The 23,718-nt window shown below is 35.7% G+C and carries 22 protein-coding genes and 4 tRNA genes; 13 read left to right on the forward strand and 13 right to left on the reverse strand.

The window, feature by feature from the left end:
* Window positions 1-3: 3 nt before the first annotated feature.
* Genes rsfS through AC5YGD_RS02630 form a run of 3 tightly spaced genes read right to left on the reverse strand, consistent with a single transcriptional unit; the run spans window position 4 to window position 1,656 of the window.
* Window positions 4-339: a ribosome silencing factor gene (rsfS, locus tag AC5YGD_RS02620; RefSeq protein ID WP_496142004.1), complete on the reverse strand. Its 336-nt coding sequence runs from the start codon at window positions 337-339 to the stop codon at window positions 4-6.
* Window positions 329-937 carry a nicotinate (nicotinamide) nucleotide adenylyltransferase gene (nadD, locus tag AC5YGD_RS02625; protein ID WP_496142005.1) on the reverse strand — a complete coding sequence of 203 codons (609 nt, stop codon included), beginning with the start codon at window positions 935-937 and terminating at the stop codon, window positions 329-331. Before nadD ends, rsfS begins: the two co-directional genes overlap by 11 nt.
* Window positions 934-1,656 (reverse strand): MBL fold metallo-hydrolase, encoded by a 723-nt coding sequence (locus AC5YGD_RS02630; RefSeq protein ID WP_496142007.1) that lies wholly within the window; start codon window positions 1,654-1,656, stop codon window positions 934-936. The genes nadD and AC5YGD_RS02630 overlap by 4 nt, the downstream gene beginning before the upstream one ends.
* A gap of 83 nt (window positions 1,657-1,739) precedes the next feature.
* On the opposite strand from AC5YGD_RS02630, the gene AC5YGD_RS02635 reads away from it, so the two are divergent.
* The 4 genes from AC5YGD_RS02635 to AC5YGD_RS02650 all read left to right on the forward strand — a co-directional run bounded on the left by AC5YGD_RS02635 (window position 1,740) and on the right by AC5YGD_RS02650 (window position 4,879).
* Window positions 1,740-1,815, forward strand: a tRNA-Ala gene (locus tag AC5YGD_RS02635).
* 17 nt (window positions 1,816-1,832) lie between these two features.
* A tRNA-Glu gene (locus AC5YGD_RS02640) sits at window positions 1,833-1,907 on the forward strand.
* Window positions 1,908-1,993: 86 nt separating this feature from the next.
* Window positions 1,994-3,247 (forward strand): DUF6538 domain-containing protein, encoded by a 1,254-nt coding sequence (locus AC5YGD_RS02645; RefSeq protein ID WP_496142009.1) that lies wholly within the window; start codon window positions 1,994-1,996, stop codon window positions 3,245-3,247.
* Between the two features lie 96 nt (window positions 3,248-3,343).
* Window positions 3,344-4,879 (forward strand): hypothetical protein, encoded by a 1,536-nt coding sequence (locus tag AC5YGD_RS02650; RefSeq protein WP_496142010.1) that lies wholly within the window; start codon window positions 3,344-3,346, stop codon window positions 4,877-4,879.
* 127 nt (window positions 4,880-5,006) lie between these two features.
* Here the strand turns inward: AC5YGD_RS02650 and AC5YGD_RS02655 are convergent, their stop codons facing one another.
* Window positions 5,007-6,275, reverse strand: coding sequence for a Wzz/FepE/Etk N-terminal domain-containing protein (locus tag AC5YGD_RS02655; protein WP_496142012.1), 1,269 nt, complete (start codon window positions 6,273-6,275; stop codon window positions 5,007-5,009).
* A 470-nt stretch (window positions 6,276-6,745) separates the two neighbouring features.
* Between AC5YGD_RS02655 and AC5YGD_RS02660 the strand changes: the two genes are divergently transcribed.
* The 6 genes from AC5YGD_RS02660 (at window position 6,746) to cysC (ending at window position 10,881) form a co-directional block, all read left to right on the forward strand.
* Window positions 6,746-6,820 (forward strand) — tRNA-Glu (locus AC5YGD_RS02660).
* 65 nt (window positions 6,821-6,885) lie between these two features.
* A tRNA-Glu gene (locus AC5YGD_RS02665) sits at window positions 6,886-6,962 on the forward strand.
* A gap of 217 nt (window positions 6,963-7,179) precedes the next feature.
* Window positions 7,180-8,133: an aldolase/citrate lyase family protein gene (locus tag AC5YGD_RS02670; RefSeq protein WP_496142013.1), complete on the forward strand. Its 954-nt coding sequence runs from the start codon at window positions 7,180-7,182 to the stop codon at window positions 8,131-8,133.
* Window positions 8,134-8,135: 2 nt separating this feature from the next.
* A complete protein-coding gene (locus AC5YGD_RS02675; RefSeq protein WP_496142014.1) occupies window positions 8,136-9,317 on the forward strand; it encodes a malate--CoA ligase subunit beta in 1,182 nt (393 codons plus the stop codon).
* Window positions 9,318-9,319: 2 nt separating this feature from the next.
* Window positions 9,320-10,207, forward strand: a complete 888-nt coding sequence (gene sucD / locus AC5YGD_RS02680; RefSeq protein WP_496142015.1) for a succinate--CoA ligase subunit alpha — start codon at window positions 9,320-9,322, stop codon at window positions 10,205-10,207.
* A 74-nt stretch (window positions 10,208-10,281) separates the two neighbouring features.
* Window positions 10,282-10,881: an adenylyl-sulfate kinase gene (gene cysC, locus AC5YGD_RS02685; RefSeq protein WP_496142016.1), complete on the forward strand. Its 600-nt coding sequence runs from the start codon at window positions 10,282-10,284 to the stop codon at window positions 10,879-10,881.
* Between the two features lie 9 nt (window positions 10,882-10,890).
* Here cysC and AC5YGD_RS02690 read toward each other — a convergent pair whose 3' ends face one another.
* The 5 genes from AC5YGD_RS02690 to AC5YGD_RS02710 all read right to left on the reverse strand — a co-directional run bounded on the left by AC5YGD_RS02690 (window position 10,891) and on the right by AC5YGD_RS02710 (window position 18,943).
* Complete coding sequence (locus AC5YGD_RS02690) at window positions 10,891-12,714, reverse strand: sulfotransferase (RefSeq protein ID WP_496142017.1); 1,824 nt, start codon at window positions 12,712-12,714, stop codon at window positions 10,891-10,893.
* 147 nt (window positions 12,715-12,861) lie between these two features.
* Window positions 12,862-13,590, reverse strand: coding sequence for a sugar phosphate nucleotidyltransferase (locus tag AC5YGD_RS02695; RefSeq protein ID WP_496142018.1), 729 nt, complete (start codon window positions 13,588-13,590; stop codon window positions 12,862-12,864).
* The gene (locus AC5YGD_RS02700) at window positions 13,587-16,187 is read right to left on the reverse strand and encodes a tetratricopeptide repeat protein (RefSeq protein ID WP_496142019.1); all 2,601 of its coding nucleotides are present in this window, start codon (window positions 16,185-16,187) and stop codon (window positions 13,587-13,589) included. The genes AC5YGD_RS02695 and AC5YGD_RS02700 overlap by 4 nt, the downstream gene beginning before the upstream one ends.
* Window positions 16,187-18,250, reverse strand: a complete 2,064-nt coding sequence (locus AC5YGD_RS02705) for a tetratricopeptide repeat protein (RefSeq protein WP_496142020.1) — start codon at window positions 18,248-18,250, stop codon at window positions 16,187-16,189. The genes AC5YGD_RS02700 and AC5YGD_RS02705 overlap by 1 nt, the downstream gene beginning before the upstream one ends.
* Window positions 18,251-18,262: 12 nt before the next feature.
* Window positions 18,263-18,943: a tetratricopeptide repeat protein gene (locus AC5YGD_RS02710; protein WP_496142021.1), complete on the reverse strand. Its 681-nt coding sequence runs from the start codon at window positions 18,941-18,943 to the stop codon at window positions 18,263-18,265.
* Between the two features lie 200 nt (window positions 18,944-19,143).
* Between AC5YGD_RS02710 and rluD the strand changes: the two genes are divergently transcribed.
* Together rluD and pgeF are read left to right on the forward strand one after the other, a co-directional pair.
* Window positions 19,144-20,085 carry a 23S rRNA pseudouridine(1911/1915/1917) synthase RluD gene (rluD, locus tag AC5YGD_RS02715; RefSeq protein WP_496142022.1) on the forward strand — a complete coding sequence of 314 codons (942 nt, stop codon included), beginning with the start codon at window positions 19,144-19,146 and terminating at the stop codon, window positions 20,083-20,085.
* Between the two features lie 22 nt (window positions 20,086-20,107).
* A complete protein-coding gene (gene pgeF, locus AC5YGD_RS02720) occupies window positions 20,108-20,830 on the forward strand; it encodes a peptidoglycan editing factor PgeF (protein WP_496142023.1) in 723 nt (240 codons plus the stop codon).
* Here the strand turns inward: pgeF and AC5YGD_RS02725 are convergent.
* Genes AC5YGD_RS02725 through AC5YGD_RS02740 form a run of 4 tightly spaced genes read right to left on the reverse strand, consistent with a single transcriptional unit; the run spans window position 20,827 to window position 22,794 of the window.
* Window positions 20,827-21,234 carry a S24 family peptidase gene (locus AC5YGD_RS02725; protein ID WP_496142024.1) on the reverse strand — a complete coding sequence of 136 codons (408 nt, stop codon included), beginning with the start codon at window positions 21,232-21,234 and terminating at the stop codon, window positions 20,827-20,829. The two genes, pgeF and AC5YGD_RS02725, sit on opposite strands and share 4 nt — an antisense overlap.
* Window positions 21,222-22,034, reverse strand: coding sequence for a bifunctional DNA-formamidopyrimidine glycosylase/DNA-(apurinic or apyrimidinic site) lyase (gene mutM, locus AC5YGD_RS02730; protein WP_496142025.1), 813 nt, complete (start codon window positions 22,032-22,034; stop codon window positions 21,222-21,224). Before mutM ends, AC5YGD_RS02725 begins: the two co-directional genes overlap by 13 nt.
* A gap of 5 nt (window positions 22,035-22,039) precedes the next feature.
* On the reverse strand, window positions 22,040-22,228 hold the full coding sequence (locus AC5YGD_RS02735; RefSeq protein WP_496142027.1) for a hypothetical protein: 189 nt from the start codon (window positions 22,226-22,228) through the stop codon (window positions 22,040-22,042).
* 5 nt (window positions 22,229-22,233) lie between these two features.
* Window positions 22,234-22,794 carry a chalcone isomerase family protein gene (locus AC5YGD_RS02740; RefSeq protein WP_496142028.1) on the reverse strand — a complete coding sequence of 187 codons (561 nt, stop codon included), beginning with the start codon at window positions 22,792-22,794 and terminating at the stop codon, window positions 22,234-22,236.
* Window positions 22,795-22,917: 123 nt separating this feature from the next.
* On the opposite strand from AC5YGD_RS02740, the gene AC5YGD_RS02745 reads away from it, so the two are divergent.
* Entirely contained in the window at window positions 22,918-23,508 is a 591-nt protein-coding gene (locus tag AC5YGD_RS02745; protein ID WP_416687877.1) for a urate hydroxylase PuuD, read from the forward strand.
* The last annotated feature ends 210 nt before the right edge of the window (window positions 23,509-23,718 follow it).

Below are 23,718 nucleotides of genomic sequence, written 5' to 3' on the forward strand. Positions count from 1 at the left end.
AGATTAATCCTCATCTTCCTCGGTAGACCATAATTTTTCTAATTTATAGAAGTCCCTGGTTTTTTCAGTCATTAAGTGAACAACAACCTCACCTAGGTCAACTAAGGCCCACTCACTTTGTTGTTTGCCTTCGATTCCTAGGACAACCATGCCAACTCTCTTAGCTTCCGTACTGACATTTATAGCCATACTTTTGACATGTTGTATTGATCTGCCGGTAGCTATAATAATTGCCTCTATATCATCACACTGTTTCATAACGTTTAGGGTTATAACATTTTCACCTTTTAAATCATCAATTACGTTTTCAACAATTTTTGTTTGTTTGTCAAGTGTCATATTTTTTTATAAAGCTAATTATGGAAGTAGGTAAAAAATTATCAAGATTTTGATTGGCGGCAATTTTACCTCTAATATCACTCGATGAAATATCTATCATTTGAGAATTGGAAAAATATAAGTATCCATTTGGTTTTGCTTTAAGTTGATGAGCATTCTTTGTTGTGTCAAAAGTTTCTAGAGTTTTACTAATTGGTTGATCGCCAATTCGTGGAAGCACAGCTAAATGAACCAACTTTGAAAATTCATCCCAGTTTTTCCAAGTTTTAAAATTGATAAAGCTATCCATTCCAATAACTAAGCAAATTGATTCATCTTTAAATGACTCTTTTAAGTCGAGTAGGGTGTCAATCATGAAAGAGTTTCCGCCGCGTAAAATTTCTCTCGTATCTATTTCAAGACTCGTGAACTCTTTAATAGCCAGATTTAGCATTTGAAGTCTTTCTTTGGAGGTGTAATTTAGAGAATTTTTATGGACAGGCACGAAGCAAGGCAGCATAAATAGTCGATCAATACTGAGTTCATTTTTTATTGATGTAGCTGTTTGAAGGTGTCCAAGATGAACGGGATCAAAGGAGCCGCCATAAATTCCTATCATAGTAAGGCATTTACTTCGTCTAGTGTCATTGGAGACATAGGGTACGTTCTAGTTGAATCATGGACATGCATTCTATAGCGAACAAAGGTATCTTGATCTTTGATAAGTAAAAAAGGGTTTGCTTTTTTTTGATCTGCTATTGTCGTTGTTATCTCTGATCCATAATTATGTCCACATAATAAGTGGATATCATCTCCCACTTCAGTCAATAATTTTTTAAGTGAATGAAATAATGTCACTGGATTGGAGCCTGCAAGGCTGCATATACCAACGCCATAAACGAATAATGTGTCACCAGCAATAAGATGCTCATCTAAAAGGTAGCAAATACCACCAGCAGTATGCCCAGGGGTTTCAATAATTTTTATTTTTGTTTCACCTAGCTTGATGATTTCACCATCTTTAACTGTGTGAACTTTATTTTCAATATTTAAGTAAGGAACTTCATTAACGCCAGCAGTAATTTTTGCGCCTGTTTTATTTGCTAGGTCATCGACCGCATTTGTATGATCTCCATGCCAGTGCGTAATCCAAATATCGGTAAGGGTATAGCCTTTACTCTTTATTTTCTCTAAAAATAAGTCTGGCTCCCATGCAGGGTCTACGATTGCACATGTTTTGGTTGCTTCATCAAAAATAAAATGAATTGAATTTTCATAGGCGCCAATATGATAAAGCACGTCGATTGAGTATTGATTGCTGTTGTATGTTTTTTCCATAATGCATTATTTTACCAATTTTGACTTGACTGAAATGAGATACAGATTATAATTTACGCTTTTGCTAAACATCCTAGTTTCTTGGGGCTATAGCTCAGCTGGGAGAGCGCTTCGCTGGCAGTGAAGAGGTCGGCGGTTCGATCCCGCCTAGCTCCACCAAGCAAAATAGTTTTAATGTCGCGTTCGTCTATCGGTTAGGACTCCAGGTTTTCATCCTGGCAAGAGGGGTTCGATTCCCCTACGCGATGCCATACTCAAGGCAAGCCTTACAGATTAGGGCTTAGAAAGATAAAAGCACTCTTAAATTCTATATTGGTACAGAACATTGGTACAGAATATGAGAATAGCTACGCCATACAAACACCCAAACTCTGGAATATATTACTTTAGACGTGCCGTTCCTAATGCGTGCCGTCATTTATTAAACAGAGCGATAATTAAAGAATCTCTTCATACGAGAGAGCCTCATACGGCGAGACGATTGTTCGCTATTAAGCAGCAGGAATGCGAGAAACTATTTGAGTTAGCTCGCAGTGGTTGCATCAATGTTAACAGTAACCAACTTAATGTGAATGCTACCAAGTTAGTTGTTGGAGCAAGATTACAAGAACTATTTGACAAATTTAATGCAGAAAACAAGCCATCAGTAAAGCGTCTAGATGAGTCGCAGAAGGTGGTGAATCGTTTTATTGGAGTTTATGGCAATAGAGCTGCAGAAACGATAAGCGGCGTAATGATTAGAGAGTTCAAAGAGTTACTAATAAAGACACCTTCTATACTGCCTGAGCGGCTCAGAGCGAAGTCACTGCGTAGTATTGTTACTGAGATGAGCGGGAAATACAATGGCAGAACGTTATCAGATAGCTCCATTAATAAGCACTTGTCTTTACTGTCTTGTGTATTGCAGTGGGCTTCAGATAATAGCTATTTTAACGATAATTGGCATAACCCAGTTACAGGCAAAACAATTCGAAGAAAGTCCTCACAAAGGGATAGGCTACCATTCACAGCGAGTGATTTGGATAAGATATTTTCCAGTGACGTTTACTCCAATCAATTAAGACCGAAGGGCGGTGCAGGCTCAGCGGCATATTGGATTCCAATTATTGCCTTATATACAGGGATGCGATTAGAAGAGATAGGACAGTTGTTGGTTGGTGATGTTAGGTGTGAAGACAGCATATGGTATTTTGATGTGAATAGCTCTGAGGATAAACAGTTAAAGAACAAATCATCCGTTAGAAGAGTTCCAATTCATTATGATTTGATAGAGATAGGATTTATTACCTATGTGAAGGCGTTAGAGTGCCCGAGAGTGTTTCCGTTGCTTAAAGCTGATATTTATGGACGCCTAACTCAAAATTGGTCGAAGTGGTTCGGCAGGCATCTTACTAAGTTAGGTATAAACGATGACTCTAAAGTGTTCCATTCGTTTCGCCATCTGATGAAGGATGCACTAAGAAATTCTGGAGTAGATGAGGCTGTTAGTGATGCAATAACTGGGCATTCCAGCTCTAGTATTGGGAGGGCGTATGGCAAAGGATATGGTTTATCTATGTTAAACAAGGCTATTCAGTCAATTAAGTATTAAGGATTGACTATAAAAGAAACTGATAAATAGTGTGCTTAGTAGTATTGGGTTTCAGAATAGAATACAATAAGTTTATTAAGGAATTTCTAATCTCTTTTGAGCAAACCTAAACCGCCTTTAACTGACTTATTCCCTCATTCCCTCCAACTTGAGGCTCAACAAGTATTAGGAGAAGAATTCTCAAGACTCCCTAAACGTATACAGACAGGCTATACCAATGCTTTTTGGCAACACAGTAACATCATTAAGCACAACAAACATAATCGCAAGCCAGATAGTTTCCCTATGGGTACTGAAGAAGTTTCCCGTAACTTTACCGACCCAAGAGACTTCAGAAAGGTAAACGATAATGGCTACTCTCTAAGACCCAAAAGGACTAGACACGGGTCAACAGAATCTAAATATATGTTGTGTAAGGAACAAACAGGTGGAGCTACTTCCTATCCTGCTACTAAATGGATTAATAAAACAGTAAGGGCTTTTGATAGTTGGGGCACAGTCAAAGGCACACTGAATGGTTACCAATTGTCTCCTAAGATTCAGAAGTTAGTAGATGACTGGTTTGAGAAACCAATAGAAGCTATTAGTGAGTCGAAAGGAATGATAAACCGTAATGGAGAATCGGCACAAGAGATTGCTAGCAATTATGGTGGTGCTATTATTAGAGACATCAGTAGTACTTCTAATAGTATTAATATAAGTGAGTTAATACGGATAGATATTAACTCTTTGATAGAGCATAAAGAGGAGCTAATTAAGACAACAAAGGATGATGAGAAAAGACGAGGAGGCGACGAGGAGGCACTAGGTGGGGTAAAAGTAAAACATACCTCTACAACCCTTTCCAGTAATTGCTTCACTGAAGAAAGCAATCGTCAAAGAATCTATGAAATAGATAGGTTGTTAGCTACCTCTAGAGAGCAAAATAACCCACTCATTCCGGTGTTCTATAAGGAAGCCAAAACAGGTCGATATACGGCACAGAGTGCCATCTTACAAGGCTACCACAGAAGTGTCCGATATGCGGCTCTTAGAGGCTGTTATGAGTATGACTTAGAGGCAGCTCATCAGAACTTATTAGTACAACTACTCAATAGAGAACAAGTTGACTTTCCAGAGTTAGAAGTAGTAAGAGAGTACGTATCCAACAAGCAAGGAACAAGAGAAAAGCTCGCTACTGATTTAAAGACTTCTATTGATACTGTTAAAGAAATCATTCAAGCACTAACTTATGGTGCACAGCTCACCAATAATAATAAACAGAAGATATATGAAGCCTGTGAAGGGGATGCACAGTTAATAGAGAGAGTCATAAACAACCCTTGGCTTAAGAAGTTAGCGAGTACCTTTAAAATAGCTCATAAGCATTTAGTTGGTGATACCAAGGTTATAAAGAATGCTGTTGGTATTGAAAGAGAAATAGAGACAAAAGCAAAAGCGATGGCTCATATATTGCAGGGCTATGAGAGGCTCATACTGGATGTATTAATTACTAATTCTGAGCCTAATGATGTGGCTTTACTTGTTCACGATTGTATTGTTTACTACACGCCTAAATCAACAGCAGAATTGTCTAGAATCGTTAAAGAGAGCACAGGATTTAATTTAGAGTTTTCTAAGAAGCAGTATTGACTTAATAACCACTACTAAAACAGTTTTATTATTGTAGTAAAATCAATAACTTACATAAAATTACTAATGATTGCCAAACCCTTTATATATACCCCTGAGAGTCCAAAATTCACGCTTCTGAAGGAGTTTACTTGCCTTTCTGAATACTAGTTACGTCTTCTTCTTTAAAGGCATTCATCAAGAAAACGAGAAGAATACTAAGTATAAAACTACCAGTGAAAGCCAGTGCTATTATTAGTAGATTCCTACTAGTAGTTGGGATTATTTCACTGGTCGCAGCTTGATACAACTCCATTGCATTAATACCAGTAGAATCTGGGCGGATTGATTCCAGCTGTATTGTTTCAATATCTAGTTGGCTGATTTCAGGACTAAAGGGACTGTCATCCATACGCTTTTCAAGTGTTTGTAATAGAGTATTGTTATTAATTTCTTTTATTTGATTATCTAATATGGCTAATTCTGGAATATAAGGGTCATCACTTTCTCGATTTTTTAATAATGAAATCATTTCTAGAAGGACTGTTTCACCATATAAGTACCAGTCTGGAATATCTGTTCCGCTTTGAATTGCAATATTCAAATTTGTATTATTTGTGCCTTTACCAAGCTGATTAAGGTTATTTTCAATTATCCCAAGAGTGGATGCTAATTTAGCAGCATTAGATAGAACTACTATTTGGTTCATTCGCTCTGTTTTTGCCATGAGCCTAGCTGCATCAATCTTGTTATTAATCTCTCGTAGTTTTTGGTTATCTGCTTCTTTGATTCTTTTGATTTGTGAAAGGCGGTCTTGTTTTGACTTAGTCAATAGTAATTGACGTTCTGTAGTTATTTCATTTAAACGATTTGCAGTCTTTAGCATTTGAATATTCATAAAATAATTAACTGTTTTGTTATTTGCTGCAGTAAGAACCTCATTTAAAAACTCAGAAACAATATCAGGATTTGAGCTTTGAGTACTGAGAATATGAGGCAACTCAACTCCCGTTAACGCTGACTCTTTATTCTTAGTAATTGAGATTGATGGAGCGTCTCCTTTAGCAAGTTTCTCTCTATAACCACCGTCGATAAATACTTCTTTTTGTAATACTTGAGAATTTAGAATCGTTAAGAATTTATTAAAAACAGATTCTGTTGAAGCTGAGTTAGCTCTCTCATTTAATAAAGAATATTGATTGAGCTTAATAACTGAACTTTGACTAGGTTTAAGAAAAGAAGTTTCTATATTGTATTTTATGGGCTGAGTATTTAAAGATAAAACATACCCAATTGCAAGTAAGGTAACAACGCCAGTAAATGTAAATATAAATCGACTACGCTCTTTTAATGACTTAAATAATTGCCTTAGGTCGATTTCATCGTCATAGTATTGTCTTGAGTTGTCATCATTCATTGTGTAGTTTCCTTGGCATTTGATGTATTAAGTAAATTCGTTTGTTTCAATAAAGCAGTCTTAAGTGAATATGTGCCAATAATTATATACAGAGCTAGATAGTATTTTGAACTATTAAAATAGCGATTTAATTTCTTTATTAATGCTGAAAGTAATTTTTAGAATTTCTAAATGTCGCGTCAAGCTCCCTTTGCTAGGTTGTCTAGTTCTTTAAAAGGAGTATGGTAGGGGGGCTTACATCTTAGATTTATCTTGCTATAAATACTTACTTTTTATTCGCATCTATTGTTTTGCAAGCAGATGACTAATTTGGTACAATAGACAGGTACAGAAATAACACTATTTAGTCTTTTTTAATGAAGTACTTTATAGTTTTTATTGGTGCTTTTTTGAGTATAGATGAACAAGGCTTAGTTGCGACAAACGTTATTAGGGTAACGCCTAGCTCCACCAAGCAAAATAGTTTTAATGTCGCGTTCGTCTATCGGTTAGGACTCCAGGTTTTCATCCTGGCAAGAGGGGTTCGATTCCCCTACGCGATGCCATTTTTTTAATTAAAAAAGGCAAACTTTAATTTAATGTTCTAGTGTAATATCATCTAAAACTCTCTGTCCCGTTCGTCTAGTGGCCCAGGACGCCAGGATTTCATCCTGGAAACAGGTAGTTCAAATCTCCTACGGGACGCCACTTCAACTGAATTTAAATCACAATTCTAAGTTAAATAAACTTGAGAGTTGATTTGACCTATATCTCCTTTGATAATTACTCAACTCGCTAAGTTTTTTTATTGCTATAGTAGTTCATTAAAAGCTTAAAGCTCTAAATATAAATAAATAGTTTTTAATTATTTAAAAATTATTTCTGATTTATAAGGGTTTTTAAAAATTATTTAAAAGGAAATACTATGAGTCATATTATTTATGAGCCAGTAAAGCAGAGACTTCAGCGAAGCGAATTAGCAGTTCCAGGATCCAGTCCTAGTATGTTTGAAAAAGCTCTAGCAAGCGCAGCAGATTTTGTTTTTTTAGATTTAGAAGATGCTGTAGCGCCAGACGACAAAATGACGGCACGTAAAAATGTTATTGGTGCACTTCAAGATCTAGATTGGCAAGGTAATGGCAAGACTATTTCTGTTCGGATCAACAGTATCGATACCCACTATATGTATCGTGATGTGGTTGAGGTGGTTGAGCAAGCAGGCCAGCATCTTGATACTATTTTACTTCCTAAGGTAGGCACAGCTTCAGATGTTTATATGTTGTCAGCAATGCTTAATCAAATTGAGACTTCTAAGGGCATCAAACATCAAATTGGAATTGAAGTGCTTATTGAAACTACTTTAGGTATGGCTAATGTTATGGATATTGCTAAATGTGGTCGCGAAGAGCGACTTGAGGCGATGCACTTTGGTGTTGCAGACTATGCCGCAAGTTGTCGAGCGCGCACAACTGTTATAGGTGGTTTAAATCCTGATTATCCAGGTGATCAATGGCATGCTGGCCTATCTCAAATGTTAGTGGCCTGTAGGGCCTATGGAATAAGACCAATTGATGGGCCTTTTGGGGATTTTAATGATCCTGAGTCTTATAAAGATGCTGCAAGAAGAGGTGCTGCTCTTGGCTTTGAGGGAAAGTGGGCAATTCACCCTTCACAAATTGAGTTGGCTAATGAGATTTATACGCCCCCAGAATCTGAAGTCTCCCATGCAAAACAAATTCTTATTGCATTAGATGAGGCAGCTAAAGAAGGTCGAGGTGCGGCCCAATTAAACGGACGAATGATTGATGCTGCTTCTGCAAAGATGGCTGAAAATATTGTCAATACAGATAATGCAATAAATGGGAAAGTTATCGCGTAATTATGAATATTCATGAGTATCAAGCTAAGAAGCTATTGGGTAAATATGGGGTCCCAATTCCAAGGGGTGGTGTTGCTCATTCTGCGACTGAGGCAATTTACCAAGCCAGCGAACTGGGTGGGAGTAAATGGATTGTTAAAGCTCAACTTCATTCAGGTTCACGCGGAAAAGCTGGCGGCGTAAAGTTATGTAATAGTCATCAAGAAATTGCTGATTTTTGTCATAACCTTCTTGGTAATAAGCTTGTAACTCTCCAGACTGGTCCAGAAGGAAAGATGGTTTCAAGCATCTATGTTGAAGAAGCGAGTGATATTGCTAAAGAGCTTTACTTTAGCATTGTTCTTGATAGAGCGACTCAAAAAGTCACTTTAGTTGCCTCTACTGAAGGCGGAGTGGATATTGAAAAAGTTGCAGAAGAAACACCAGAAAAAATTTCAAAAATTATGATTGACCCTGCTGTTGGAATGCAGCCTTTTCAGGCTCGTCAGTTAGCTTTTACATTAGATTTGCCTAATGAAGTTGTTGGCGCTGCTAGTCGAGCAGTTATGAAATGTTACCGTGCATTTCGTGATACTGACGCTAATTTATTGGAAATTAATCCGTTAATATTGACAACTGACAATAAAATTATGGCCATTGATGCGAAGATGACATTTGATGAAAATGCACTTTATCGTAGGCCAGAAATTCTAGAATTTCGTGATAAAACACAAGAGGATCCTCGTGAAACAAATGCTGCCGAGCATGATTTAAGCTATGTTGGTTTAGATGGAAATATTGGTTGCCTTATTAATGGAGCAGGTCTTGCTATGGCGACAATGGATATGATTCAACATGCGGGCGGAGAGCCTGCAAATTTTTTAGATATTGGTGGTGGCGCATCTGCTGAGAGAGTAGCAACATCGATAGAATTAGTATTGTCTGATAAGTCTGTAGAAGCTATTTTGATTAATATTTTTGCTGGAATTAATCGATGTGATTGGGTTGCCCAAGGTATTGTAGATTTGCTAAGTAAGCGAGATATTGACATCCCTTTAGTTGTTCGTCTATCTGGAACTAATGTAGAAAAGGGACAGAAAATATTAAAAGATAGTGGTAAAAAAGTTATTACAGCTGACACCTTGTCTGATGCAGCGCACAAAGTTGTGTCTGTATGGAAGCACGCAAATGGGAGTAAAAGTTAAAAATGAGTATTTTTATAGATGAAAAAACTCCAGTTTTAGTTCAAGGCATAACTGGCCGTATTGGTTCTTTTCATACTCAAGAAATGATTGACTATGGCACAAACATTGTAGCAGGGGTTACTCCAGGTAAAGGCGGCACAATGCATTTAGGAAAGCCTGTGTTTAATACAGTCGAGGAAGCTGTCTTAGTTACAGGCGCAGAAGCGAGTATTGTTTTTGTTCCTCCAGCTTATGCTGCTGATGGAATTATGGAGGCGGCCGAATCAAATATAAAGTTTTGTGTAAGTATTACTGACGGAATTCCAACACATGACATGATAAGAGTAAAGCGTTATATTAATAGTGCCCCCCAAGAAAAACGTATGGTTTTAACGGGTCCTAATTGTGCTGGCACGATTAGTCCAGGAAAATCATTATTAGGTATTATGCCTGGGCATATTTATAAACAGGGCAACGTTGGCTTGATTGGAAGGTCAGGAACTTTAGGTTATGAGGCGGCATCTCAAATGAAGGAGCTAGGTATAGGCATTAGCACTGGCGTTGGAATTGGTGGTGACCCAATTAATGGAAGCTCTTTTTTAGAAATTTTAAAATATTTTGAGAGTGATGATGAAACCGAAGCTGTTATGATTATTGGAGAAATTGGAGGGCCTCAGGAGGCTGAGGTAGCTGAATACTTTCAAAAACATATGAACAAACCTATGGCGGCTTATATAGCAGGCCTAACAGCCCCCTCTGGACGAACGATGGGGCATGCAGGTGCTATTGTTAGCTCAAGTGGTGAAAGTGCGGCTGAGAAGGTAGTAATTCTGAAAGATGCTGGGATTATGGTTGCACCGAATCCTTCTGATATGGGGACAACAGTCGAAGCGCTCTTAAAAGGTTGCTAGATATCTAAATATATTTATCTGATTAAACTATATAATAACTTATTTAAATTAATACTTTTTATCTAGTATTTAAAATGAAGCGCTCGAACATAATTTATCATCAAGCATCCGTAACCCGTCACAGGCGTAATAAATTAAATAACCATCGTTCAATTGTTCTTTGGTTTACTGGTCTTTCTGGCTCTGGTAAGTCTACTTTAGCACATGCTTTAGAAGAAAAATTATTTCAAAAAGGTTGTAGAACTTTTGTACTGGATGGTGATAATGTGCGTCACGGATTAAACTCTAATCTTGACTTTAGTGAGGCAGGGAGAACAGAAAATATTCGTCGAATTAGTGAGGTTAGCAAGCTAATGGTTGAATCTGGTTTAATTGTAATGACTGCCTTTATTAGTCCAATCAATAAAGATCGAATTGAAGCTAGAAAATTAATTTCCAATGATGACTTTATAGAAATCTACTGTAAATCCAGTTTAGAGACTTGTGAGACTAGAGATGTCAAAGGTCTTTATAAAAGAGCAAGGGCTGGAGAGATTAAAAACTATACAGGTATTGACTCGCCATATGAAGTGCCAGAAAATCCAGAGTTAACAATTGATACAGATAATCAAAGCCTAGATGGTTCAGTATCTTCCATTCTTAAATTTTTAGAGTCAAATGAAATAGTTAACTAGCTTATTTTCTTACTGGTTTAAATAAGGTTTAAGGCCATCAATGAGTGGTTGAATATGTGTTTCATACTTTTTCCATGCTTCAGAGCTGCCTTGGTACATCTTCTCTCTGACTTGTAATGAGCTTGCAGTTTTTACAGCGCGTTCATTTTTATGAAAGTTTAGGCAGTTTTCATCCCAATCTAATTCACAATACTTTAATAATTTTTTGGTTTCCTCTTCTTGATTTTTAGTTAAGTCTTCATAACAAATGTCATAAATTTTTCCTGGGAAATTTTTATGCCAAAAACCCATCAAGGATGAATATAAACCATAATATGTAACTAAATCCTCCATATCGTAAGAAAATCCATAGCCATTTCCAGCCCACTTAGATTTATAAATTGACCAGCATATGGCTCTAGGGTCTCTTTTTAGATGAATAATTTTTGCGTCAGGAAATATAGAAAAAATAAGACCTATGTATTGGAAATTTGCTGGGGTTTTGTCTGTAATGAGTTTAGAAGGAGTATCCAAATGAGCAAGAGAGGTTAAGTACTTTTCACGAATATGTATAAGGTTTTTTTCAGAAGATGCACTTTTATCTTCGATGTTAGAGAGCTTACTCTCTAATAATGGCAAACAAAGCTTCATTAGAGTGCTTAACTCTCCTCCACCATAAACTAACTTATGACTTGAAATAATTTGCTCAACCAGACTGGTTCCAGATCGAGGCATACCGAGTATAAATATAGGGCGTTTAGTGGATGTGGTATTCTTTAAAGGATAATTAATGGATTGAGGTTGTTCAGCAAATATTTCATAAATACTCGAAATTATTTTTTTAGATGTATTAATAGAGTAATTTAGTTCTTTTTTGCGCAGTCGATTAGCCTCATGAAGGTAATTAAAAAACCTATCTTGATTTTGTAAGCCTTCATTAACTGCAGCTAATGAATAATTTATAGCGATTAGATCAGATTGACTGACACCATCAGAACTTAGAAGTGCTTGAAGTTTGGCAACTTGCTCTTTGCTAAAAGTGTACTGCTTAATTTGACTTAAATTATAGTACGCATTCGCAAAATTAGGATCGACTGCTAAAGCACTTTCAAAAGACTTTATTGCATTATTAGTTTTATTAAGTTCTTTTTCAGTAAGGCCAATATTATTATATGCATCAGCTAGTTCTGGGTTAATTTTTAGTGACTTTTGATAATATTTAATGGCATTTTCAAGATCTCCATCATTCTGAAATATAACTCCACGATGGTTCGCAGCCTCAGCATAATCTGGTTTAATAATTAAGGCTTTATCAAAATTATTACCTGCTTCTTCGTCATTTCCAAGCAGTTTATTAGCAAGACCTAAATTATTATGAGCTTGAGCAAATTTGGGATTAAAAATTACTGCTGATTCAAAATGCTCAATGGCAGCATCATAATGCTTGAGACTTAAAAGTGCGTTACCAAGATTATAGTGTGCATTTGGATGTTCGTTTTTAATACTAAGGGCACTCTTATAGCTTTTAATAGCTTCATCAATTTGACCAAGCTCTCGAAGTGTCACCCCAAGATTGTAATGAACTTCTGTATATTTTGGCTCTAGAACTAAAGCTTGATTAAATTTTATAACTGCAACATCTAGTTGACTATTAGATTTGTAAAAAGAACCACTAATATTAAGAAGTAATGGTGCTAAAGGATATTTCTCGATTAATGCATCTATTTTAATAATAGCCTCTTTTTTTTGACCACTTGAGAAGGTATCAATAATTGATTGAATTTGCTCTTTAGGAGGCTGTTGATTATCCTTAATGCCTTGCATATTGCTAAGTATTTTGTTTTGTTTTTTCATTTTGAGTACAGATTAACTCTAAAAATAAATATGATCAAGCTCTAATTATTATTTAGATGTATTATAGACACTTGAATAAACAGCCTTAATTCTCTTTGTAAGTAAAATTGTTACGTTAAGAAAGAGGGGATAAATTTTCTTCAGTTTTTAATGATTTTTAGAAAGAAGTATTCCTATTTCTTCCCAAGTGCCTAAGTCCTTATAGTCTTCTACCTGAATCGCCTTGCTACCAAATATTTTTGTCTGCCCAATAACAGTTTTGGGCTTCTCAAGTTTTAAGGTGCTTTGTTCCATGAATTTGATGCACTCATTAAAGATATCTTTTTTGAAGGCAAAAGCACACCAATAGCCATTAAATCTACTCATATCTTGAGTTGGTTTGTCTTCATAATCAAGAACTGTTTTGTTACTATCTAGCTGCAAACAACCTTTTGTACTAAGCATTTTTTCATTAGTTTCTGATTTGAATAAAAATGCAAAATGACTCTCCTCTAGATGCTTATGAACCTCATGAGCAAGATTAACTCCTTCTGCCAGTGTTAAGATCGTATCGGGTAGAAGTACAATATTATTTTCACCAAAAAGATGTTTAGCACTTTTAATTGCCCCAGTGTATTCAATCTCATTAGGATTTTGATATGTAAAACTTATATTGAACTTATGTTTGTACTTAGACAAATACTTGATGATTTCTGTCTTTTCTTCGTTGATGACAACGATAAATTCAACTTCATCACGACCTAAACCTTCAAAGAGATCAAAACTGTTATCAATCAAAGCTTTGTCTTTATCGACACGTAATATCTCTTTGGGATAAGGTAAATTTAGTCTGGAGCCTTTGCCAGCTGCAGGAAGAATTACGGTAAGTTTTCTCATGATACTTTAAACTCCTTTGATGGAAGGCCACTTGAATATCGCTCATGAGCCCTAATATATGCTTTTTCTAAATTCTTGGTATACATTTCAGTGTCAAAGAGAGGTGCTGTAGATCGCTTATCAGCTAATTTATTTTTAATCAATAAAAGTTTTTCAGGGTTCGTAGCTAAATCTAATGCCAGTGCTTCGTATTCTTTTTCTGAAGTTGTAATAAGCTCGGGTACTTCTATTGAAGTCAGTAAGCTTGCAGCGACTCTCGCTGCAAACCCTTTACCTATTTTTGTTACAATTGGCAAGCCAACCCATAAGGCATCACTTGCTGTTGTGTGAGCATTGAAATTAAAGGTGTCCAAAAATAAGTCAGCAAGCCTTTGTCTCGCTAAATGCTCCTCAATTGTTAATTTATCGGCAAAAATTAATCGATCAGCTTTAACGCCTCGCTTTTCAGCTTCAGATTTCAAATTCTCTATAGATGACTTATTGGCTTTTAAGAGCCACAATACGCTTTTATCAACCTTGCTAAGTAGCCGCATCCAAATATCAAATTCCTTTGGAGTTATTTTATAGCTGTTATTAAAACAACAAAAAACGAAACCATCTTCTGGCAAATTAAAGTCCTGACGCTTTAAGGGTTTGTCAGAAATGTGCCTGGAGTTATCTTGGGGCATGTAACAACTTGGCAGATAAATAATGTTTTCAGCATAATTACTCTTTTGAGCTTCTGGAATTAAAGTTTCATCAGCCACTATATAGTCGTAGAAGTCAGCTCCCATAGTTCCAGGATATGCTAAATAGTTTATCTGAATGGGTGCTGCAGTAATAGCAAAAATCTCTAGTCTGTTATTAGCACTAAATCCACCCAAATCAATAGCAATATCAATCTCCAAGGATCTTGATAGTAATGCAATATCTTTATATGACATATCGCGTACATCATAAAAATTATCAACACCCGCTTTAATTCGAAGATTCATAACATCTTGAGTGTCAGGTCCAAAAGAAAATGCATAGATTTCAAATTGGCTTCTATTGTGAAGCTCGTAAAGTTCGGCTGACAAATAGGACACAGGATGCTCTCTAAAATCTGCAGAAAAATAACCTATTCGAATCTTTTTATGGGTTGAATAATTATAATTTTTTGATAAAGCACTGTTCTTTGGGTGCTTTTGCTTAGCAAAGATTTTGGCATTTTTTAGCTGAATCTTTGCATCATCAATCAGAGCAGACAAAGAGAATGGGGAGATGGTTTTTTCATTGTGATTAATTTTTTCTAATAATTCTTCAAGATTATCAGAAAAATAATCCCAGTTACATAAGTGCATTTTTGTATGAACTAAATTCCCAAAGTTACAATCTATCCCAGGCTTAAGTTTAAGTGCATACTCATAATTTACAATGGCATTATCTAATTGATTGAGATCAAGCATAAGGTTCCCAAGATTGAAGTAAACTTCTGCATGCTCTGGCGAAATAGAAAGTGCATTTTCATAGCTTAAAAGTGCTTTCTCTAATTGGCCAATTTGATTAAATATATTTCCAAGGCTATTATGAACATCACTGTAGTTTGGATTTATAGAGAGTGCCTTTTCATAACTTTTAATTGACGCATCTACCTTTCCAAGCTGCATAAATGTCAAACCAAGTTCGTAGTGCGCCTCAGTATTGTCTTGTTTAATTTTGATTGTCTTTTGATAGCTTTGAACTGCACCATCTAATTGACCTAAATCTTGTAAGATATTAGCTATATTAAAATGTGCATCAGAATAGTTAGGATTAATAGATATTGCCATTTCAAAGTTATTAATTGCTAAGTCAAATTGTTTTTGATCTTGAAGAACCAAACCAATATTAAAATATCCATCATCAAACTCAGGATTAATTGCCACTGCATTTTTATAACAATCTATTGCTCTATCGAGCAGCTTTAGTTCTTTATAGATATTACCAAGATTATTAAATGCTTCAACAAATTCTGGCATTATTCTAACTGCATCCTCCAGATGTCGACGAGCAGAATCTATTTCATCAATACCATGATATATTATTCCTAAATTATTATGCAGTTCTGCAAAATCTGGCTTAATTATTAATACTTCCTCATAACTTTTAATTGCTGCTTCTATGTTATTTAGATCTTGAAATGTTTGGCCTAGATTATAGTGAGCTTCAAAATAATCAGGTTTTATTTCTATCGCTTTCTCAAAGCTCCTAATTGCATTATCAGATTGATTAAGCTCTTTGAAAACACTTCCAATGTTGTTATATGCCTCAGCATAGTCAGGCTTTAAGAAAAGAGCTTTCTCAAAACTTTCAATAGAGTTCTGAAGTTTTCCCTGCTCTTGAAGTAGGCCTCCAAGATTGAAATGTGCTTTGTAATAATCAGGATTAATAGCTATTGCTTTTTTATAATACGTAGCAGCAGTTTCAAATTGTCCAAGACCTTGATAGCAAGCCCCACTTATATTGAATAGTAGAGATTCGCCCGGATATTTTTGGCTTAAGGTAGCAGTTTTTTCTAATGCATCTTGAAACTCACCCATTGAAAGAGCTGAAATAACCGCATCAACTTTCTCCTGAGGCAGAACATCTTTTTCCATTATGATGGATAACCAAGGGTATTAATAAGTGGCTTTAATTCAGCTTGGTATTTTTTCCATTTCTCAGAACTTCCTTGGTACATTGGTTCTTTGACTTGTAATGAGCTGGCTGTTTTCACAGCGCTTTTATTAGTATAAAAGTTTAAGCAATTCTCATCCCAATCTAACCCACAATACTCCAATAATTTTCTAGTTTCTTCTTCTTGATTGACAGTTAAGTCTTCATAGCTAATATCATATATCTGATTAGGAAACAATTCATGCCAGAACTTCATTAGCGCCTTATAAGAGTTATAGAAAAGTGCTAAATCTTCCATATTATATGGAAATCCTAAATTTTTACTGGGAAAGTAGCGCTGATAAATTGACCAACAAACAGCCATAGAATCTCTTTTGAGGTGAATAATTTTTGCTTCTGGAAATGCCTTTAATATAAATCCTATATTTTCAAAATTTGTAGGCATTTTGTTAGTAATAATTCTTTCAGAGATATTAAGGGTAGATAGGTGTTGTAAATATCCTTGGCGTATTGACAAGAAGTTTTTTTTAGAAAGAGCATTATTATGGGATAAACACTCATTAAGTATTGGCGTAATAAGCTTATCTAAGGTAGGTAATTCACCTGCACCATGAACTTTGTGATGACTGGAGATAATTTGTTCTACTAAAGAAGTGCCAGAACGAGGCATACCAACAATAAAAATTGGGCTAATAGTCTGCGAATCATATGGCGATGATTTTGTAATGGCCGACTTAAAGAGCTTTCTGTAAATTGAATGTTTATTGAGATCACTCTCAATTGAATAATTTAATTCTTCTTTACGAAGGAGATTGCCTTCATTTAAGACCTTAAACAATTCACTTACCCTGCCTAAGTCTTCATATGCTTTTGATAATGCAAAACTTAAACTTATACACTCTTTTTGGCTAAGGTTGCGTCTGGACAGAAGTGATTCCATGTGAGTAAACTGTGTATCACCTTCTTTATATTTTTTTAATGTGGATAAATTTTGGTGAAATTGAGCATTGTCAGGCTCTATAACTAGTGCATTTACATAGGCAATAAATGCTTCATCAGGTTGACCTAGTTCTTGTAGAATAAGGCCTAAATTATTATGTGCATCAGCATAATCTGGATTAATAGATAGCAGATTGTTATAAGAATTAATAGCATCATCATTTTGCCCTAATGCATAAAGAGCGCCACCAAGATTGAAATATACATCCTCGAAGTTTGGGTTGATACTAAGAGCCTGTCGATAAAAATTAACCGCCTCGGCAAATTGACCACATTCATTAAAAATGTTGCCAAGATTATTATGTGCTTTAGCATGCTCAGGATCAATAGCAATTGCTTTCTCATAGGACTCAGCTGCCTCATCAAATTGATCAAGTGATTGGAGGATAACACCTATATTATTATGTGCATCAGCGAAGTCTGGATTAATGGAAAGCGCATCTTTATAAGAATTAAGTGCTTCATCAGTTTCGCCAATTTCATTAAGAATGCTTCCAAGATTGTTGTGGACTTCATAATAGTTTGGCTCAATACTTAATGCCTGCTCATAAGATTTAATTGCTTCATCCAGCCTTCCTAGTTCATTGAAAGCATTACCAAGATTGTGATGTGCTTCTGCATTATTTGGTTCAATGGTTATCACTTGTGCATAAGCCTTAATTGCATCATCTTCATGCCCAAGCTCTAAATATATGATGCCAAGATTGTTGTATGCTTTGACATATTCAGTCTCTATGGCTAATGTGTCTTCATAACTCTTAATTGCAGCATCCAACTGATTTAGTTCTTGCAATGAAAGTCCGAGGTTGAAATGAGCATCAGCAAAGTCTGGTTTGATTGCAACAGCTCTTTCAAATGATTGAACTGCCATCTCTAATTGACCAGTTTCTCGATAGCATACTCCACTAATATTATGAGGTATTGATTCGTTAGGATATTGAATTATTAGGGCTTCAACTGTTTTGAGTGCTTCTGTTAGTTGGCCATTGGAGAATAATTCAATAATAGAATTAATTTTATTATTTAGGAGAAGGTCTAAGTTCATAGTAAAACTTTGCTAAGATTTGAGCTCTTCTAAATTTACCTTTGCTTGGTCGTTATTAGGGTCGATAGCTAAGACCCTTTCAAAACAAAATGAAGACTCTTCATATTGTCCAAGATCTTTATGAGTAAGCCCAAGATTTAAAATTGCCAAAATATAGTTTGGGTTAGTTTCTATAGCTTTTTCAAAATTTTTTGCTGCTTCGCTACTTTTGCCAAGTTTTCTATTAGCAACGCCAAGATTATTATGAGCCTCATAAAAATCATATTTATAGGCCACTGCCCACTCTAAATGTTCAATAGCATCCTCAAGTTGATTTAAATCTATAAGCGTAATCCCAAGTTTATTATGGGCTTCAAAGTAATTTGGTAAAATTTCTACGGCTCTTTTAAAGCTTTTAGCTGCATGATCAAGTTTACCTACCTCTCTCATAACAATTCCATGATTCAAGAATGCTTCGGCATAGTCAGGTTTTATTGATATTGCTGTCTCAAAAAACTGCGCAGCAGGGTCAAATTGTCCTAATTTATTATAGCAAGCACCTAGTAAATTAAAAAGTAATGGCACATTAGGATATTCTTCATTTAAGGCTCTAATCATATTAATTGCCTCATCTATCTTGCCACTAGAATATAGACTCATAACTAAATCGACTTGTTTCTTGGGAAGAGAAAGTGGAGTATTTTCTTTTTTCATTTTTTAGTTTTTTGCTTAGAATTAATGGATTTATGTTTAGTAAACATTTGTTCTTTTATTATTTTACATATTATCTCGATTCTTGACGCTTATTTATCTTATAGAGGCCAGTTTTAAGTTTCCTTAGGCTATATTAAACTTTTACTTCATAAATTACTAACGAGGTAAAGATTATTATTGATATCAATTAAAATGATTGCATGAAGATACTAAATATTATTATTCCAGAGAGGATGACAGGAAGTAGGCTTGATGCTTCATTAGCTGAAATGCTTCCTGATTATTCCCGCTCAAAAATAACTGCGTGGATTAAATCTGGAGATGCATTAATCAATCAAAAAACCTTTAAACCAAAAGATAAGTCGACTGGTGCTGAAGTTGTTTGTCTAACTTTAAATCAAAAGCAAAGAAATGATTGGACTGCTGAGAACATTCCCTTAAATGTTGTTTATGAAGATGAAGATATTATTGTAATAAATAAGCAGTTTGGAATTGTTACCCATCCTGGCGCGGGAAATTGGAGTGGAACATTGGCAAATGCTCTTCTTTACTATGATCCAGCTTTATCAACTCTTGATAGGGCTGGTATTGTTCATCGTTTAGATAAAAATACTTCAGGTTTAATGGTTATTGCTAGAAATGAAAAGTCCCAAAAACTTTTAGTTGAGCAGCTCCAAAATCACTCTGTTGATAGGGAATATTCTGCCATAGTATATGGACATATGATTGCTGGAGGAACTGTTGATGAACCAATAGGCCGAGACTCTAAAGATAGAGTTAAGCAGGCTGTTTCAATGAGTGGAAAAGACGCGATAACACACTACAGAGCAATTGACCGGTTTAAAAGTCACACCCATGTAAAAGCAATTTTAGAAACTGGCAGAACTCACCAAATACGTGTCCATCTTTCCCATGTTGGACATTCTTTGATTGGGGATCCAATGTATGGCGGCCGTGTACGTTTTCCAAAAAAAGCAAGTGAAGAATTGAAAGGGGCTCTACTTAATTTCAAAAGACAGGCCCTCCACTCAAAAAAGTTATCTCTAACTCATCCTATTTCAGGAGAGATAATGTCATGGAAGGCGGCATTACCAAAAGACATGAAAGATTTATTAGAAGTCTTAAAAAAATTCGATTCATGATATTTTTGGATTTTTCAAATTAATGACTTTATTTCCCAATAATGTTAGATTAATTTCAACAACTAGGATTTTAGAGGGTGGCAGTAGCACGGGCAACTTTGATAACTTTAACTTAGCACTTCATGTTGATGATAAACAAAGCGCAGTATTTGCGAATCGTGAATTATTATTGAGGCACTATGATTTACCCTCCGCTCCAGTGTGGATTAATCAAACGCACTCAAAAATGAGTGTTGATGCAGATTCAATATCATCAATAGTTGATGCTGACGCAAGTTATAGTAAAAAACCTGGGACAGTTTGTGGGGTTCTTACTGCTGACTGTTTACCAATTTTTGTTAGTAATAAGGAAGGCACCGCTATTGGAATTGCCCATGCTGGCTGGAGGGGCCTAGTTGATGGAGTAATTGAATCTTTAATTGAATCTTTTGATTCTAAGGGAGAGCGACTAATAGCTCACTTAGGGCCAGCAATTTCTCAATTATCTTTTGAAGTTGGCAGAGAGGTTAGGTCTCAATATCTTTTAAAAAATAAAAATTTTGAAAATTGTTTTACTTACTTAAATAATAAATATTATCTTGATTTATATGATGCAGCAAGGATAGTTCTTAAAAGCTTAGGAGTTAGTTCAATTAGTGGGGGAGATAGGTGCACCTATAAAGAGTCAGATAAATATTTTTCATATCGAAGAGATGGTAAGTGTTCAGGTAGGATGGCCCATCTAATTTGGATGGAGAGCGGCTAAGAGGCTATTTCTTTCTCTTTGCCTTTTTCACTAAACTTCATTTCTCCACTCTCTTTATCCAGTAAGTAATAGTGAAGTGATTTCTGTTTGCGCTGTTTTTGCTGAGTGACACAACCACGAACTTCAAAATCATTATTAAGCTGAATATCGTCGTATAAAGAGTTAAGGCATCTTAATAGCTGTTTGTTATTTTCGATAACATACTGTCGAAAGTAAAGCTCATCATTAAAATCAATAATGACGAAAGCTTTATTATGAATAGGCATTCCAGGGTCAACAATGATAATGCAATTTTCACTAAATCCAGGTGACATCATATCGCCAATATTTTGAAGCGCATATGGCTCTGAATTGGTTGAGCAAGTGCTTTGAAATAAAGCCTTTGGGTTATCTAATGTTGACATTTAGGGCAGTAATAAGTGGCTCGTTGATTTTGTACAATTTTTTTAATTTTACCACTGCATCTGTTGCATGGCATATCCTTACGGTCATAGACAGATAAGATTTGATAAAAATAACCAGCCTCACCGTCAACATTAGAAAAGTCATTTAAGGTAGTGCCGCCATTATTAATTGATTCTGATAAAACCTCTTTGATACACTTTACAAGAATCTTATAGCGCTTCTTCGACGTTTTCCCTGCTTCTCTTTTAGGGGATATTCCAGCTAGAAATAGACTTTCTGATGCATAAATATTTCCTACTCCTACAACGACACTACTATCCATAATGAAGGTTTTTATGTTTTTTGTCTTGCCAATTGAAGAATTGAAGAGAGAGTTTTCATCAAACTCATAACTTAATGGTTCTGGACCTAATTTTTCAAGGAGCGTAAGCTGCTCATCATTTTTTTGCCAAAGGATTGAGCCAAATCGACGAGGATCATGAAAACGCATGCTTGAATTATTATCTAATTTAAGCTCAAAATGATGATGTTTTTTTAGCGGCTCAATAACAGGGACAACGCTTATTGACCCAGTCATTCCAAGATGCATAACCAGCTGTCCATCAGTAAAGTCAATTAGTAAATATTTTGCACGCCTCGATATTTTCCAGATGGTTTGATTTTTTAAGGTAGCTATAAGATGTTTGGGGATTTCCCAACGAAGCTTTTTTTTGTAGATATGAACAGATATAATTTTTCTATCAACTATTAGAGGTTCAAGACCTCTTTTAGTAGTTTCAACCTCTGGGAGTTCAGGCATGAGTTTTATGCTTGGTAATTAACTGAAGCGATTTTTTTAATTGCACCAAAATCTTTTTTTCCACTTCCTAACTTTGGAATCTCTTCTACGAGCAATACTTTGGCAGGGTGATGCAGTCGATTACTTTTAGCTATAGGATCAAGCGTTAGAGGATAATCATGCCACTCTGCAAAAGAACTGGGGGGATTCGACATAATGACTAACCTCCAAGCATCGCCTTTTTCAAATTTTTCTGAATTGGGTTTTTAGATAGCCAGATTCCAAAGAAAGCTTTTTTGAATTCAATTCCAGGAACTGTATCGATGTATGTTGAATTTTTAAGCACATTTATTCCTGAGTCTGGCATATAAATAAATTCAAAAAAATCACTATCACTGACATCACTATTAAAGGTAGCGATTAGCTGATTAATTTCTGCAGTAAGAGGGCCGGTATTGTTTCCTGTTGATTTAACTAATCCTGAGTTCAATGCATCTTTCATAGCATCTGTAGTAACCATAGTGGACGTCACATCAAGACGAATAGCCATTGCCTCATTGCTGCTAAGTATTTCTTCGGCATTACTACTCTGAGAACCTAGATAAAGACTTGTATCATAAACTTTCATGAAAAACTTTACACGGGTACCCTGACCATTAAGCATTAGCTTTGTCCCCTGGTACTCCATAGAGTTAGGAGCTTCTGCAGCATTAATTGGCGATAATATAAATGTGCTAATTAAGATTAATAATGGCAGTAGTATTTTTGAATTAATTATCATGAGTTATTCCTAAATTTCATTTAAAGTTGAGTATATCGTATTATAGATATAAATTATAAAAAAACATTTACCTATTAATGAACTATTTATAATAGTGGCTTTATAACTAAATTAAAAAATACTATGAACCCATTAACCTCTGTTAAAGGCACCATCGTTTCAGGCTTTGTTTTAGCAATCCTTGTTGCATTTTATTTGTCACCTGAAGGCTCATCTTTGATTCAGCGTAACCTTAGCGTTTGGCTTCATGCCCTTGCAGGCGTTACATGGGTTGGGCTGCTCTATTACTTTAATTTTGTTCAAGTGCCGGCAATGGCAGATGCGCTTGCTGATGAAGGCGGACCAGGTCCGGCTGCAATTGGTAAGTATATTGCGCCTAAAGCTTTATTATGGTTCCGTATGTCTGCTGCTGTAACGTGGCTAACAGGTGCATGGGCTCTTTCATTGGGCTACGGTTTCACTAACGCATTCCTTTTAAAGCCTGGCGCTGAGATGATTGGACTAGGCTCGTGGCTAGGAACGATCATGCTTTTTAACGTGTGGGTTCTTATCTGGCCAAACCAGAAAAAAATTCTTGGTATGGTGGAGGCGAGTGCAGAAGAAATCGCCAAAGCAAAGTTCACTGCAGCAATGGCCTCACGAACCAACGTAGTCCTGTCGGTTCCAATGCTGCTTTGCATGATTGGTGCTGGACATGGTGGATACTTGTTTTAAAATTCTAAGATCAGCTTAAGTTTAAAACCGGGTTCGCTCGGTTTTTTTATTGTATGAGTAAAAAAACAACAAGACTGTAAAAAAATAACAAAAAATTAGCTAAATGAAATTAATGGGTAGTAATCTGATGATTAATGTCTTAATATTTATCAGTTAAGAATGGTTGTAAGGCCTAATTTAAAGACGTTAAAGCTAAAATAAGTATGAATT

The sequence above is a fragment of the Candidatus Pseudothioglobus sp. uisw_070 genome (assembly GCF_059512545.2).

Coding starts and splice junctions, on each gene's coding strand:
- rsfS (WP_496142004.1), bottom strand. CDS start 339: ATGACACTTGACAAACAAACAAAAATTGTTGAAAACGTAATTGATGAT.
- nadD (WP_496142005.1), bottom strand. CDS start 937: ATGATAGGAATTTATGGCGGCTCCTTTGATCCCGTTCATCTTGGACAC.
- AC5YGD_RS02630 (WP_496142007.1), bottom strand. CDS start 1,656: ATGGAAAAAACATACAACAGCAATCAATACTCAATCGACGTGCTTTAT.
- AC5YGD_RS02645 (WP_496142009.1), top strand. CDS start 1,994: ATGAGAATAGCTACGCCATACAAACACCCAAACTCTGGAATATATTAC.
- AC5YGD_RS02655 (WP_496142012.1), bottom strand. CDS start 6,275: ATGAATGATGACAACTCAAGACAATACTATGACGATGAAATCGACCTA.
- AC5YGD_RS02670 (WP_496142013.1), top strand. CDS start 7,180: ATGAGTCATATTATTTATGAGCCAGTAAAGCAGAGACTTCAGCGAAGC.
- AC5YGD_RS02675 (WP_496142014.1), top strand. CDS start 8,136: ATGAATATTCATGAGTATCAAGCTAAGAAGCTATTGGGTAAATATGGG.
- sucD (WP_496142015.1), top strand. CDS start 9,320: ATGAGTATTTTTATAGATGAAAAAACTCCAGTTTTAGTTCAAGGCATA.
- cysC (WP_496142016.1), top strand. CDS start 10,282: ATGAAGCGCTCGAACATAATTTATCATCAAGCATCCGTAACCCGTCAC.
- AC5YGD_RS02690 (WP_496142017.1), bottom strand. CDS start 12,714: ATGAAAAAACAAAACAAAATACTTAGCAATATGCAAGGCATTAAGGAT.
- AC5YGD_RS02695 (WP_496142018.1), bottom strand. CDS start 13,590: ATGAGAAAACTTACCGTAATTCTTCCTGCAGCTGGCAAAGGCTCCAGA.
- AC5YGD_RS02700 (WP_496142019.1), bottom strand. CDS start 16,187: ATGGAAAAAGATGTTCTGCCTCAGGAGAAAGTTGATGCGGTTATTTCA.
- AC5YGD_RS02705 (WP_496142020.1), bottom strand. CDS start 18,250: ATGAACTTAGACCTTCTCCTAAATAATAAAATTAATTCTATTATTGAA.
- AC5YGD_RS02710 (WP_496142021.1), bottom strand. CDS start 18,943: ATGAAAAAAGAAAATACTCCACTTTCTCTTCCCAAGAAACAAGTCGAT.
- rluD (WP_496142022.1), top strand. CDS start 19,144: ATGAAGATACTAAATATTATTATTCCAGAGAGGATGACAGGAAGTAGG.
- pgeF (WP_496142023.1), top strand. CDS start 20,108: ATGACTTTATTTCCCAATAATGTTAGATTAATTTCAACAACTAGGATT.
- AC5YGD_RS02725 (WP_496142024.1), bottom strand. CDS start 21,234: ATGTCAACATTAGATAACCCAAAGGCTTTATTTCAAAGCACTTGCTCA.
- mutM (WP_496142025.1), bottom strand. CDS start 22,034: ATGCCTGAACTCCCAGAGGTTGAAACTACTAAAAGAGGTCTTGAACCT.
- AC5YGD_RS02735 (WP_496142027.1), bottom strand. CDS start 22,228: ATGTCGAATCCCCCCAGTTCTTTTGCAGAGTGGCATGATTATCCTCTA.
- AC5YGD_RS02740 (WP_496142028.1), bottom strand. CDS start 22,794: ATGATAATTAATTCAAAAATACTACTGCCATTATTAATCTTAATTAGC.
- AC5YGD_RS02745 (WP_416687877.1), top strand. CDS start 22,918: ATGAACCCATTAACCTCTGTTAAAGGCACCATCGTTTCAGGCTTTGTT.